Consider the following 12,929-nt stretch of genomic DNA (forward strand, 5'->3'; position numbering starts at 1 on the left):
TTTCTGGTGTATGAGTTTTCGGAGAGGGTGGCGTATGCTGCTGATTGATTTCGTGGATGACTTCAACAACAGAGAGATGATACGCCATGAAAAAGTCTACCCTACAGGTTTCCGCAGAACCAGATATTACCGGTGATCCCTGCATGAACTCATCCGTCATGGTGCCAGACAACTGATGGCCGCCGTCGTTGAGGCTGAGCTCGAAGCCATGCTGAACGCCGTCTTGACGATGGGCGTCATGCCGTCGTCCGTAACGGTTATTTGCCACAGCGTTCAACAGCGCGTTGCTGCCATGGCTGTATCTGCGAGGCATATCCACCGGTGATTTTCATGAAGCCCTGGGGGACGCTACTCGGTGAAAAAGCCCATGGCCTCTCCGCGAGTACCATCAGCAGACTGAAACAGCAATGGCTTGAAGTGCACAGGCAATGGTGCCTGCGTGATTTAAGCGATACGCGCTACGTTTATTTCTGGGCTGATGGCATATACAGCCATGTCAGGCAAGATGATCGCCTTTGCCTACCGGCGTCACTGAGCATGGACGTCAGGAGCTGGTTGCGGTCGAAGAGGGTTATCGAGAATCAGAAGCAAACTGGGCCGAACTTCTCCATGGCCTGCAAGCAGGTGGCCTAACCGTATCTCCCAAGCTAGCTACGGGAGACGGTGCCCTTGGTTTTTGGAATGCAATGGCAAAGATATTCCCGGACACGCAGCACCAACGCTGTTGGTGCACAAAACGGCTAATGTGCTAGCTTCACTCCCCAAAACCATGCAACCGAAAGTTAAGGCTGAGCTTCGGGAGATCTGGCTAGCAGAAAGCCGCGATGCCGCTAATGACGCTTTTGATGTTTTGTTGGCAAGGTTTTCAGCGAAGTATCCTGCAGCGATGAAGAAGCTGGAGAAAGATCGAGAAGAACTGCTGGCATTCTACGACTTCCCGTCAGAGCTCTGGGCATCAATAAGAACGACAAAGCCGATTGAATCGGCTTTTGCGACTATGAGGCTACGAAGCAGACGCGCAAAGAAGTGTGGTTCGAGAGAAACCACCCTGTCAATGGTATTTAAGCTGCTCCAGTCTGCTCAGAAAAGCTGGAACCGGCTAAGAGGATTTGACCTGCTGACCCTGGTGGTAAACAACGTCCAATTTCAGGATGGAGAACAGATTCACGAAGCATCAGAGCAGAACGTAGCCTGATCGCCATACACCAGATTTGATAATAACTCCCTTTCAGGTCACCGCATAGCTGTTCAAATATCTCCTCCGGACGGGTAATGAGCGTCGCGCCCTGGCGGATAAGCCAGTGGGTGCCGGCACTGGAAGGGCTGCCCAGCGAGCCGCTTTTTATAGCCGCCTCAACTACCAGCACTCCTAGGCTAAAACCACTGATTAAACGATTACGAAAAGGAAAATGCATCGCCAGCGGCGGTGCAAAAGGCAAAAACTCTGATACCAGCGCACCGTCCTGCGCGACAATATCGGCGGCCAACCGACGATGCTGGCGCGGATAGCCGTAACCGATCCCACAAGCCCAATACCGCTAAGGTCTTTCCCCCGGCGGCCAGCGGCGCGCGGCCTACAGTTCGTCCGGAGGACAATGTTGGTAGCGCTGGTGCTGCCGCGGGGTTAAAACCGTCTTTAACAACGCTTGCGTGTCCAACGGCGACGAATCCGTCGTTTTGTTTAAATATTCCTTGGCCCGGGCGCCGTTCACACCTTTTACCGCCGCCATGCGCAGCCACATTTCGCTTAATGGCATTCCCCCTCCTTCCCTTGCCTGGCGACCGGCCAACGCCCGGACATTTTCTGTCCAATGCTGTCAATCAGTGCTGGAAATGTCTAGAATAAGGCTAAATTTCGATTTCATACTCAGATGCAGATTCAGACCACTATGTCATTATTGCAGGTATTACATTATCCCGATGAGCGACTGCGCAAAGTCGCCAAACCCGTCGTCGACGTCAATGACGCCATCCGCCGCATCGTGGATGATATGTTTGAGACTATGTACGCCGAAGAGGGCATCGGTTTGGCCGCCACCCAGGTCGACATCCACCAGCGGATCATCGTGATCGATGTCTCGGAAAGTCGCGATCAGCGCCTGGTGATGATCAATCCCGAATTACTGGAGAAAAGCGGTGAAACCGGTATTGATGAAGGCTGTTTGTCAATCCCCGATCAGCGTGGCTTCGTACCTCGGGCCGAAAAAGTGAAGGTGCAGGCGCTGGATCGCGACGGTAACAGTTTCGAGCTGGAGGCGGACGATCTGCTGGCGATCTGTATCCAGCATGAGATGGATCACCTGGTAGGTAAGCTGTTTGTCGATTACCTCTCGCCGCTGAAACGTCAGCGCATTCGTCAAAAAATGGAAAAACTGGCGCGTATGACCGCGCGGGCGGAAAAGTAATCCAACGCCATAGGAAACATCGTGTCTGACTCTTTACGTATCATCTTCGCCGGTACTCCGGATTTTGCTGCGCGTCATCTGGACGCTTTGATAGATGCCAAACAGCAGGTGGTCGGGGTTTTCACCCAGCCGGATCGGCCCGCAGGCCGCGGCAACCGTCTGACACCCAGTCCGGTGAAGGAATTGGCTGAGCGGCATGACTTGCCCGTGTTTCAGCCTGCTTCGTTGCGCAAACCTGAGGGGCAACGGAGCGTGGCGGAACTGAATGCGGATATCATGGTGGTCGTGGCTTACGGCCTGATCCTTCCCCAAGCCGTGTTGGACCTGCCGCTGCTCGGCTGTATCAATGTGCACGGGTCGTTATTGCCGCGCTGGCGTGGAGCAGCACCCATTCAGCGAGCATTATGGGCCGGCGACGATCGCACAGGCGTGACGATTATGCAGATGGACGCCGGGCTCGACACCGGCGCCATGCTGCATAAGGCCGTCTGCGCAATCCAGCATGACGATACCAGCGCCTCACTGTATGACAAACTGGCGCAAATCGGGCCAAACGCTCTTTTATCCACGCTAACGCAGATCGCTGCAGGCCGCGCCGTCGCAGAGTCGCAAGACAACGCCCTTGCCACCTACGCAGACAAACTCAGCAAGGAAGAAGCCCGACTCGACTGGCGTCTACCCGCGGCGCAGCTTGAGCGCTGCATCCGTGCCTTTAATCCGTGGCCCATCAGCTATTTTTCGCTGGCAGAACAGCCGATAAAAGTCTGGGCCGCCGGTGTCGATGACGGGCAGACGTCTTCACACGCGCCCGGGACGATATTGGCTGCGGACAAGGCAGGCATTCACATCGCCACCGGCGCGGGTGTATTGACGCTGACACAGTTGCAGCCTGCGGGTAAAAAAGCGATGTCGGTTCAGGATTTGCTCAATTCACGCCGTGAATCGTTTATTCCCGGCACTGTTCTGGATTAATCTTCACCTTGGAGGTGAGCCGACGGCCTCTTCCATCGGTTGTAAAGCGAGCGCCCACGGCCCGATCAGCTATGAAAACACACTATAATCTCCGCGTTATCGCCGCCAGAGCGGTGGCGCAGGTATTGGATCAGGGCCAGTCCCTCGGAGCCCTGTTGCCGCCGCTGCAGGCTCCTTTGAGCGAGAAGGACCGCGCGTTGCTGCAGGAGCTGTGCTTTGGCATCATGCGCGTCCTGCCGCAATTGGAATGGTTACTGCGCCAACTGATGGCAAAGCCGCTGACCGGGAAACAACGCCCGGTACATTATCTGCTGATGGTTGGTCTGTATCAGCTGACATACACCCGCATTCCTCCGCATGCCGCGCTGGCAGAGACGGTTGAGGGCGCGGTGGCGATGAAACGACCACAGTTCAAGGGGCTGATTAACGGCGTGCTGCGCCAATTTCAACGCCAGCAGCCAGCCCTGCTGGCCGACGCCGAGCGGCAGGATATCCGCCATCTGCACCCCTCCTGGTTGCAAAAACGGATCCTGGCCGCCTGGCCGGCGCAGTATGCGCAGATCATCGACGCCAACAATCAACGGCCGCCGATGTGGTTGCGTGTCAACCGGCTGCACCACAGCCGTGACGCCTATCTGGCGCTGCTGGCCGGCACGGATATTGCGGCCGTCGCACACTCGCAGTTACCAGATGCCATCAGGCTGGAAATGCCCTGCAACGTCGGCCGTCTTCCCGGCTTCGATCGGGGCTGGGTAACAGTGCAGGATGCTTCGGCACAGGGCTGCGCCCTGCTGCTCGCGCCGCAAAACAGTGAAACCATTCTCGATTTGTGCGCCGCCCCCGGCGGCAAGACCACCCATATACTGGAAATCGCACCCGCGGCGCGGGTTATGGCGGTGGATGTGGATGGGCAGCGCGCGGCACGAATCCATGACAACTTACAGCGTCTGGGCATGCAGGCGGAGGTGGTGATTGGCGACGGCCGCACACCGGACGCCTGGCGCAGCGGCATGCTTTTCGATCGCATTCTGCTGGACGCCCCCTGCTCCGCGACCGGCGTCATACGTCGGCATCCGGATATTAAATGGCTGCGCCGTGACGGCGATATCGCCGAGCTGGCCGAACTGCAGCGGCAAATCCTGTGCGCTGCCTGGCGAGTTCTGAAGCTCGGCGGCACATTGCTGTATGCCACCTGTTCCATTTTGCCGGAAGAGAACCGTGGGCAAATTGCTGCGTTTCTCGCCGACCACCCCGACGCCCTGCTGCAGGAAACAGGTGATGCCGCCGCACCTGGCCTGCAATGTTTGCCGGTGCCGACCTCGGGCGATGGTTTCTTTTACGCTAAGATGATAAAAGAGACTCAGGCCTGCTGAGGACGCAGATGATAAACGGTAAGCGCTCCGACTAACGGCACAGATGATAACGGTATGCGCACCCGTTGCAGGTGCGCCGGGCTGAACACAACGGGTCTTCTATGAAAATCATTATTCTTGGTGTGGGGCAGGTCGGCGGCACGCTGGCGGAAAACCTGGTGGGTGAGAACAATGACATCACCATCGTCGATACCAACCCTGACCAGTTGCGCCAACTGCAGGACAAATTTGACCTGCGTGCGATTCAGGGACATGTATCTCATCCGCGGGTTCTGCGCGATGCCGGGGCTGAGGATGCCGATATGCTGGTGGCAGTCACCAACTCCGACGAAACGAATATGATTGCCTGCCAGATAGCTTATACGCTGTTTAAAACGCCAAACCGTATCGCCCGCATCCGCTCCCACGACTATGTCCGCGAAGCGGAGCGGTTGTTTTCACCCGAAGCGGTGCCTATTGATCATTTGATTTCCCCGGAGCAGCTGGTCACCGATAACATCTACAAGCTGATTGAATATCCCGGTGCGCTGCAGGTAGTCAATTTTGCGGAAGGCAAAGTCAGCCTGGTGGCGGTAAAGGCCTATTATGGCGGGCCGCTGGTGGGCAATGCCCTTTCTTCGCTACGCGAGCATATGCCGCATATCGAAACCCGCGTCGCGGCGATTTTTCGCCAGGACCGGCCGATTCGTCCGCAGGGCTCGACCATTATCGAGGCAGGCGACGAAGTGTTTTTTGTCGTCGCCTCGCAGCATATTCGCGCGGTAATGAGTGAAATGCAGCGGCTGGAAAAACCCTATAAGCGCATCATGATCGTCGGCGGCGGCAATATCGGCGCCGGTCTGGCTTATCGGCTGGAAAAAGATTATAGCGTGAAGTTGATTGAGCGCGATCAGGAACGCGCCGCGGAGCTGGCGGAAAGGCTGCATGATACCATCGTCTTCTACGGCGACGCCTCAGATCAAGAGCTGCTGGTGCAAGAGCACATAGAGCAGATTGACGTCTTTATCGCCATTACCAACGACGATGAAGCCAATATCATGTCCGCCATGCTGGCCAAACGCATGGGCGCGAAAAAGGTGTTGGTACTTATCCAGCGGCGCGCCTATGTGGATTTAGTGCAGGGCAGCGTTATTGACATCGCCATTTCCCCGCAACAGGCCACGATTTCCGCGCTGCTCGGGCACGTGCGCAAAGCGGATATCGTCAGCGTTTCCTCGCTGCGGCGCGGGGTGGCGGAGGCGATTGAGGCCATTGCCCACGGCGATGAGAGCACCTCACGCGTGGTCGGCCGCCATATCGATGCCATCAAGCTGCCGCCCGGTACCATTATCGGCGCCATAGTGCGCGGCGACGAAGTGATTATCGCCAACCGCAACAGTCGCATCGCACAGGGCGACCACGTGATCATGTTCCTGACCGATAAAAAATTCGTCAGCGATGTGGAACGGTTGTTCCAGCCCAGTCCCTTTTTCCTCTGAGCGTCGCTATGCACCGGCCTATTCGGAAAAATACCCCCTGGTAAATCATTCATCCTTTGTTAGACTTAGGTCATTCATAAATGATGAAGAAAGCCTATGAGTTTCTTACAAAAATTCCGCAAATTCGCGATGCGTGGCAATGTGGTCGACCTGGCGGTCGGTATTATCATCGGTGCCGCGTTCGGCAAAATCGTCTCATCTTTAGTGGCCAACGTCATTATGCCGCAGCTGGGGTTGCTGATCGGCGGGATTGATTTTAAGCAATTCAGTTGGGTGCTAAAGCCGGCGCAGGGAGACACGCCGGCGGTGGTAATGAAGTATGGGATTTTCCTGCAAAACATCTTTGATTTCATCATCGTAGCCTTTGCCGTGTTCTGTATCATCAAACTGATTAACAGGAATGCATCGCAAAGAGGCGGAAAAACCCGCCGAGCCGTCCAAACCGAGTGCGGAAGAGACGCTGCTTACCGAGATCCGCGATCTCTTGAAACAACAAAACAACGCCATGGCGCCGGGTACAACGACGATTAAGAGGCCAGATGCCGCGCCGCCTAAACTCTAAATCATTTATCGGCTGTAGGCGGACAACCTTTGTCCGCCAGGGACCGAATGCGATAAAGAAAACCAGTGGCAATCGTACCGATAATACGTTTGCCACTGGCCTCCCAGTTCCCTTTCGATTGGTGCTTACGGCTATAGCTGCCCTTCCCTTTCTTGTTCTTTTCGCGCCGTTGACGAAACAGCGGATCGTGCAGCAGCGCGCAAGCGCATTGTCCTGAATCGCGCCTTTGGTGTGGCGATAGTTATCGTTCATAGCTATTCTCTCGTCGATTGGAAAAATGATCTAACGCTAGCTACGTCCGGATCGGATAAAACGCGCACGCAGTTGTCGCTGGTAATGTTGATGGAGGAAGCCAGTGCTCATTCCGGCCTGGCGAAGCTTCATATCCAGCAGCCATAGCCGGGCGTCCAAAGGCGCAACAAGAGGATCGTCCTCGTCCAGCGTCTTGAGCAGGTCCGCAAGCTGCAGAGCGTCTTTACGATCTTGCAGCTCTGCCGGCACTGCGCTATCGTCATCCAGCTGCAGCGGCTTGCCATGGCCAGGCAGTGCATCGAACTCTCCCGCCTGCTGCGCTTGCTGTATATGACGTTCGGCCCAGTCGTCAATGAGTCCCATTGTGTTACCTCAACGTGTTTAACATAAGCAGTCGCCAATCACGGCCCGGGTTAAATTAGCGTTATCTTAACCGAACGGAAGATAATGTCACAACCTCATAAGGGGATACCGCTACCGCTTACTCGCACTAGACGAAAACAACCGGCATACCTCTGTGGGCCAGCGTGCTGTTGATTACGCATTACAGGAAGACGAAGGCGCTGACGCTTTAAGAATGAAAATGTTATAACATTGCTGGAGGAATATAAGAGTGCTTTCAATCTGTCTTGAGGTACGACTAATTATACATAAATGCAGAAGAATATTTATCTACTAATTGAATAAACCACAAAATCAATCTTATCTTTGCCGGCTTTTTGGGCGACCAATTCAATATTTCCGGGGCCTTTAAATTCAGAATTAACAATTCTGACTGTTCCCATCATGGGATCAATACGAATACCTACCTGCCTGTGATATGCAAATCGTTTTCCGGGTAACGAGCAACAGAAATATTGCATTCGTACAAGGAAGCTTCGGTAACAGGCGTCAAAGGAGTATATCCCAATTCATCTAAGCCTTTAACAGATTTGATGTCCTCGACGATACCAAGTCTACCGCCACTAAAAGACATTTTAAACTTACCTTCTTCATCATTAATATTATCCACCAAACGAATATTAAGAGTAAATCCAGCCTTATCTTAGTTAATTGACATATTGTGTTCCTTTAAATAAAAAATTAAGCTTAGTGAATTATAGAAGCAGAAATTTCCTCCTTGCCGATGAAAGAATTCTATCAGCATGGTTAACTCAAAAAATATTGAGGCGTGTTGTTTGGCAATTAAACGAGAATTTAACGACAGAAACATCGTCATCTTTAACTTTATTTAAGAAAAACTCTTTCTTTAACTATTTTCATCACTATCGCAGGTCCTGCTGCCATGTCTATCATTTAACTTAATAGTGTTAGTGTAACTAATCAATAGATCAAAAAGTGACTAATGACTTTTCAACATTAGTTAGGTGTAGGGCAGGCGTTATATTCGATATTAAATTCAAACGCATGCACTGAGTTTTATCATCGCGAGGCACTCGATTTATGTATCGAAAAATTTCACGCGTGATCAGTTATCGCATATAATTTAGCGTCAAAGAAAATATCTGTTATTGATTATCATGGTAATTTCAACTTTTGTATAAGCAATTCGCTTCAAACGGATTGTCGGGGTCAGACCACGTAGTGATAACGACAGATCATTGAGGCTAAGCAGGCTAATGGCTCTTATCTTGAGCAGGCTGACTAATAAAGCTATTTTTGGCGACCCTAGCAATACACATCGCTTGACAGCCTTTCCTTACGTGTGAGAAAGTGATATAAAAAAGATTCGAGGAGCCAGGTAGTTGTTGTATTCATTGATAAATACAGGAGCCAGTAATTATTAACGTCAGGCGCATACTCGCCTTAGGGAAAAAATCCTCCATCTTCAACATAGAAATATTTTTACATTCACAATATCTTGGTTAATCCTTCAGCGATAACTGTCAAAATAAGGGTAATCGTCTTGACGCATTAAGTCCATAGCTTCGTTCACACTATCGTTTAATCTGGGTAAGATCAATTTAAAATCGTTTTATTCAAGGGGGAAGACTGAAAAATTGTCTTTACATGTTAAGTGGAGCTTGCCCAATAGAAGGCATAACGCCATAACGGAAAATAGTCATCGTTGCACAAATTTTCTCGCAGGAGCTTTACCTGACCTAAATGATTAAACCCCAGCTTCATCATGACAGTGGCTACGGGATGGAAAAAACTCCCATAAAAGACTGTCACTTCACAACGTTTAATGTCGGCATAAGTGTTAGGAGACTTTCGCTTAAAATGGTAAGATTTTCCATTTTTAGCTGTCATGTTAGTCTTACAAAAGTCTCCTCCTTTTTTTTCACGATATAGTTTGCATTATCAAAAGCAGAAGTGATTGCACACGAAATTTTATTACGAATAAAAATAAATTCTATTGTATTCATTTTTCATCATTCTTTTTTCTGGCTGCCAGTTAAATCAACATGTAATATTCCTGGTACCCCATAGAGCGTACATTTTAGCATCTTTTAGTTCTTTCGGGCCTCAGTAGATGTTGTGCATGAGTCAGAACGTAATAAATCAATTTCTTAAGGTGGCGAAGACTAGCATTCTTACGCCGACTCAATCATTTGATGATTTTATATCTTTATTTATCATGCTACCTTTGTTTTCTCAATAGCATAAGCTTGTTTCTAATCTCATTCACTCGCAGGTGTTTAGAGAGTAAGGCATGAGGATCCGTGTATAAACGCAACCTATCAATTCGTAAACACATCTATTATTTATGTTTTTTTAGTTTAACGCCGTTCATCATGCAAACTTTTCCGAGATAGAAATGTGACAACGCCCTCCGGGTTTAGAGACAACAAAATTTAAATACCAGACTTTATTAATATGATTTGAAGCGTAAAAGGTTTGCAGCTCCCCTGCGGAGCGAGCGAAAGCCGTCGGCGTGAACCGGCCTTAAGCCGTGTGCGCAGTAACATACAACGATACATCCGTCGCTCTGATGCGAGCCGCTACCGACGGCAGCGCTCCTGCGTCTCAGGCGCTCAACTCTCGGCAGCAGCGTATCCTGTCATCCTAGTTATTGAGATGATTAACCCAGGTTTCCGCAAGACAACAATAAAGCTTTCCGGCCGAAGCGATGCGACGACGGCCGTGCTAGGAGGGCAAGTGTTTCAAGCTAGTGCATCCGACGATGGCCATTATCAGTTATATGACGCAACATCTATTTACAATGGTAATTAAAATTATTATTTAATAAATATTAGTTACAAGCTAAATAATTTAACATAATTCTGGCTTGGCATCACTTTGATGCCGAACAACGATAACAAATGAGATAGGAGATGTAATGTTTGCCGCCAATGATTCATCAGTGGGGCGAGGTCCATCGTTCTTGGCCGCCGCCATTGCCTTGGCTTTGATGCCTGGCGCCGCCTTTGCCGCCACCACTGCGACCGACAGCACCATGACACCATCGTAGTAAAGGGAACCGCAGACGCCGGTGCGGCGACGGACAGCCAGAATCAGGATTACAGCGTGCCCACCACCACCAGCGGCACCAAAATGCCAATGGTACTTCGCGATATCCCGCAATCGGTCAGCATTATCAGCCAACAGCGCATGGAAGATCAGCAACTCTAGTCGTTGGGTGATGTGATGACCTACACCACCGGGATTAGTAGAAATCTGTCTGGCTCCGATCGCGACCTTTATTATTCACGCGGTTTTCTCATCGACAACTACATGGTCGATGGCATTCCCACCTACTTTGAGTCACGCTGGAATCTGGGTGATTCCGCCACCGACACTGCACTGTATGACCGGGTAGAAGTCGTGCGGGGCGCAAATGGGCTGATGACGGGAACGGGCAACCCCTCTGCGTCGATCAATATGGTGCGCAAAGGCGGTAAAGGCGTTATGATCGCCTGTGTCTATCTTGTTCTTTAAATCAACGCCGATGAAACTGATGTCGCAGAAGGATAACGACATAATGAAGATGAAGTACTGGACACTGTCATCATTCTCTCCCCTCTCATTAGTTAAGTGATCACTTATTTGACCGTAATGTGATCTGAATGAATGATATATCTTGTATGTTCATTTTTTCATTAACGAAAGTTTATTAACACGCCGAGGAAGAGGCGCTGTCGGCACATATCTTATGCAGTTCTTATTACTTGATTAATCATTTCTAAGACGGACGTAGGGGCTAGACCAGGAGCTGGTTTGGGACAACGACATAGGCTTTATCATCGGCCATAGAAAACGGTGACGGCAACATTGGAGGGACGTTTGCAGTTGTTAATGGCAGAAGGGAAATTTCAGCCCGACCACGGTGGCCCGCGCGCCAACAGAAAATTATGCGGGCTACGGTTGTGGCTTGAAATGCCCGCCATGGACTTTTGCGCGCTAAAACAACCACAGCGGCACACCTATTACGCCAAGCGGCAGGCAACTTTGGGGCATAAAAAAACCGGGCCAGGCCCGGTTTTTTACAAGCTTGCACAACGGCAGATTACTCTGCGGTTGCTTCCGCTGCTGGAGCTGTTGCTTCAGCGTGATCAACGAATTCGATGTATGCCATCGGTGCGTTGTCGCCTGCACGGAAGCCACACTTCAAAATGCGAGTGTAACCACCGGCGCGGCTCGCGAAACGCGGGCCCAGCTCGTTAAACAGTTTTGCCACGATCTCGTTATCACGAGTGCGGGCGAATGCCAGACGACGATTTGCTACGCTGTCGGTCTTGGCAAGTGTAATCAGCGGTTCAACAACGCGGCGCAGCTCTTTCGCTTTCGGCAGGGTCGTCTTGATGATTTCATGACGAACCAAAGAGCCGGCCATGTTACGGAACATGGCCTGGCGATGGCTGCTGTTACGGTTCAGTTGACGACCACTCTTACGATGGCGCATGACCTTATCCTTCTCAGTAAAACCTTAACCTGTGATCGGGTTATTCATCAGCGATACTTGCCGGAGGCCAGTTCTCAAGGCGCATGCCTAGAGACAACCCACGGGAAGCCAACACGTCTTTGATCTCGGTAAGAGATTTTTTACCAAGGTTGGGCGTTTTCAGTAACTCAACCTCGGTGCGCTGTACCAGATCACCGATGTAGTGGATAGCTTCTGCCTTGAGGCAGTTAGCAGAGCGGACAGTCAATTCCAGATCGTCAACGGGGCGCAGCAGGATCGGATCGAATTCTGGTTTCTCTTCTTTCACTTCCGGCTGACGTACATCACGTAAGTCAACAAAAGCTTCCAGTTGTTCAGCCAGAATGGTTGCCGCACGGCGGATCGCCTCTTCAGGATCGATCGTGCCATTGGTTTCCATTTCGATAACCAGCTTGTCCAGGTCGGTACGCTGTTCAACGCGCGCTGCTTCCACATTGTAGGCAATACGCTCTACGGGGCTATAGCATGCATCTACCAGCAGACGGCCGATCGGGCGCTCATATTCTTCCGAATGAATTCGGGCAGAAGCCGGAACATAACCACGTCCACGCTGAACCTTGATACGCATGCTGATAGCGGCGTTTTCATCGGTCAGGTGGCACAGGACATGCTGCGGTTTGACGATTTCGACATCCCCATCATGGGTGATGTCGGCTGCGGTCACAGGGCCAATGCCAGATTTATTCAGGGTCAAGATAACGTCATCTTTACCTTGAACTTTCACCGCCAGCCCTTTCAGGTTGAGCAGAATCTCCAGGATGTCTTCCTGTACACCTTCTTTGGTGCTGTACTCGTGCAGTACACCATCAATCTCAACCTCGGTCACCGCGCAACCCGGCATCGATGAAAGCAGAATACGGCGCAGTGCGTTACCCAGAGTATGGCCAAAGCCACGCTCTAAGGGCTCAAGGGTCACCTTGGCATGCGTCGAACTGACTTGCTCGATATCTACCAGGCGCGGTTTTAGAAACTCTGTCACAGAACCCTGCATTGTGTCCTCTC

At 51.3% G+C, this 12,929-nt stretch carries 9 protein-coding genes and 5 pseudogenes; 7 read left to right on the forward strand and 7 right to left on the reverse strand.

Annotated elements, in window-relative coordinates:
* Positions 1-86: 86 nt before the first annotated feature.
* Positions 87-1,195, forward strand: a pseudogene (locus tag SGP1_RS20665) (IS256 family transposase).
* Positions 1,196-1,382: 187 nt separating this feature from the next.
* Here SGP1_RS20665 and SGP1_RS36865 read toward each other — a convergent pair.
* Both SGP1_RS36865 and SGP1_RS34575 read right to left on the reverse strand, forming a co-directional pair.
* A pseudogene (locus SGP1_RS36865) lies at positions 1,383-1,487 on the reverse strand (hypothetical protein); the annotation flags it as partial.
* 87 nt (positions 1,488-1,574) lie between these two features.
* Positions 1,575-1,757 (reverse strand): hypothetical protein, encoded by a 183-nt coding sequence (locus SGP1_RS34575; protein ID WP_041867264.1) that lies wholly within the window; start codon positions 1,755-1,757, stop codon positions 1,575-1,577.
* Positions 1,758-1,889: 132 nt separating this feature from the next.
* On the opposite strand from SGP1_RS34575, the gene def reads away from it, so the two are divergent.
* The 5 genes and pseudogenes from def to mscL all read left to right on the forward strand — a co-directional run bounded on the left by def (position 1,890) and on the right by mscL (position 6,790).
* Positions 1,890-2,405 (forward strand): peptide deformylase, encoded by a 516-nt coding sequence (gene def / locus SGP1_RS20675; RefSeq protein ID WP_011412057.1) that lies wholly within the window; start codon positions 1,890-1,892, stop codon positions 2,403-2,405.
* Between the two features lie 21 nt (positions 2,406-2,426).
* A complete protein-coding gene (gene fmt, locus SGP1_RS20680; RefSeq protein ID WP_011412058.1) occupies positions 2,427-3,377 on the forward strand; it encodes a methionyl-tRNA formyltransferase in 951 nt (316 codons plus the stop codon).
* 71 nt (positions 3,378-3,448) lie between these two features.
* Positions 3,449-4,750, forward strand: a complete 1,302-nt coding sequence (gene rsmB / locus SGP1_RS20685; protein WP_011412059.1) for a 16S rRNA (cytosine(967)-C(5))-methyltransferase RsmB — start codon at positions 3,449-3,451, stop codon at positions 4,748-4,750.
* A 101-nt stretch (positions 4,751-4,851) separates the two neighbouring features.
* A complete protein-coding gene (gene trkA, locus SGP1_RS20690; RefSeq protein WP_011412060.1) occupies positions 4,852-6,228 on the forward strand; it encodes a Trk system potassium transporter TrkA in 1,377 nt (458 codons plus the stop codon).
* 96 nt (positions 6,229-6,324) lie between these two features.
* Positions 6,325-6,790, forward strand: a pseudogene (gene mscL / locus SGP1_RS20695) (large-conductance mechanosensitive channel protein MscL).
* 1 nt (position 6,791) lies between these two features.
* On the opposite strand, the pseudogene SGP1_RS28530 reads toward mscL, so the two are convergent.
* From SGP1_RS28530 to SGP1_RS28535, 3 genes and pseudogenes are all read right to left on the reverse strand, one after another.
* Positions 6,792-7,042 (reverse strand): annotated as a pseudogene (locus tag SGP1_RS28530) (alternative ribosome-rescue factor A).
* 36 nt (positions 7,043-7,078) lie between these two features.
* Positions 7,079-7,405, reverse strand: coding sequence for a DnaJ family domain-containing protein (locus tag SGP1_RS20700; protein ID WP_011412062.1), 327 nt, complete (start codon positions 7,403-7,405; stop codon positions 7,079-7,081).
* 442 nt (positions 7,406-7,847) lie between these two features.
* Positions 7,848-8,054 (reverse strand): hypothetical protein, encoded by a 207-nt coding sequence (locus SGP1_RS28535; RefSeq protein WP_158302463.1) that lies wholly within the window; start codon positions 8,052-8,054, stop codon positions 7,848-7,850.
* A gap of 2,271 nt (positions 8,055-10,325) precedes the next feature.
* On the opposite strand from SGP1_RS28535, the pseudogene SGP1_RS32185 reads away from it, so the two are divergent.
* A pseudogene (locus SGP1_RS32185) lies at positions 10,326-10,879 on the forward strand (TonB-dependent receptor plug domain-containing protein); the annotation flags it as partial.
* A gap of 613 nt (positions 10,880-11,492) precedes the next feature.
* Here SGP1_RS32185 and rplQ read toward each other — a convergent pair.
* Positions 11,493-11,888 (reverse strand): 50S ribosomal protein L17, encoded by a 396-nt coding sequence (gene rplQ / locus SGP1_RS20715; protein ID WP_011412063.1) that lies wholly within the window; start codon positions 11,886-11,888, stop codon positions 11,493-11,495.
* A gap of 40 nt (positions 11,889-11,928) precedes the next feature.
* Positions 11,929-12,918, reverse strand: coding sequence for a DNA-directed RNA polymerase subunit alpha (locus SGP1_RS20720; protein WP_011412064.1), 990 nt, complete (start codon positions 12,916-12,918; stop codon positions 11,929-11,931).
* Positions 12,919-12,929: the final 11 nt, after the last annotated feature.

The sequence above is a fragment of the Sodalis glossinidius str. 'morsitans' genome, from assembly GCF_000010085.1.
Taxonomy (GTDB): domain Bacteria; phylum Pseudomonadota; class Gammaproteobacteria; order Enterobacterales; family Enterobacteriaceae; genus Sodalis; species Sodalis glossinidius.

Bases quoted from the DNA above. Each gene is read 5' to 3' on its own strand.
- SGP1_RS20700 (WP_011412062.1), bottom strand. From the start codon at position 7,405: ATGGGACTCATTGACGACTGGGCCGAACGTCATATACAGCAAGCGCAG.
- trkA (WP_011412060.1), top strand. From the start codon at position 4,852: ATGAAAATCATTATTCTTGGTGTGGGGCAGGTCGGCGGCACGCTGGCG.
- def (WP_011412057.1), top strand. From the start codon at position 1,890: ATGTCATTATTGCAGGTATTACATTATCCCGATGAGCGACTGCGCAAA.
- SGP1_RS20720 (WP_011412064.1), bottom strand. From the start codon at position 12,918: ATGCAGGGTTCTGTGACAGAGTTTCTAAAACCGCGCCTGGTAGATATC.
- rplQ (WP_011412063.1), bottom strand. From the start codon at position 11,888: ATGCGCCATCGTAAGAGTGGTCGTCAACTGAACCGTAACAGCAGCCAT.
- rsmB (WP_011412059.1), top strand. From the start codon at position 3,449: ATGAAAACACACTATAATCTCCGCGTTATCGCCGCCAGAGCGGTGGCG.
- SGP1_RS34575 (WP_041867264.1), bottom strand. From the start codon at position 1,757: ATGCCATTAAGCGAAATGTGGCTGCGCATGGCGGCGGTAAAAGGTGTG.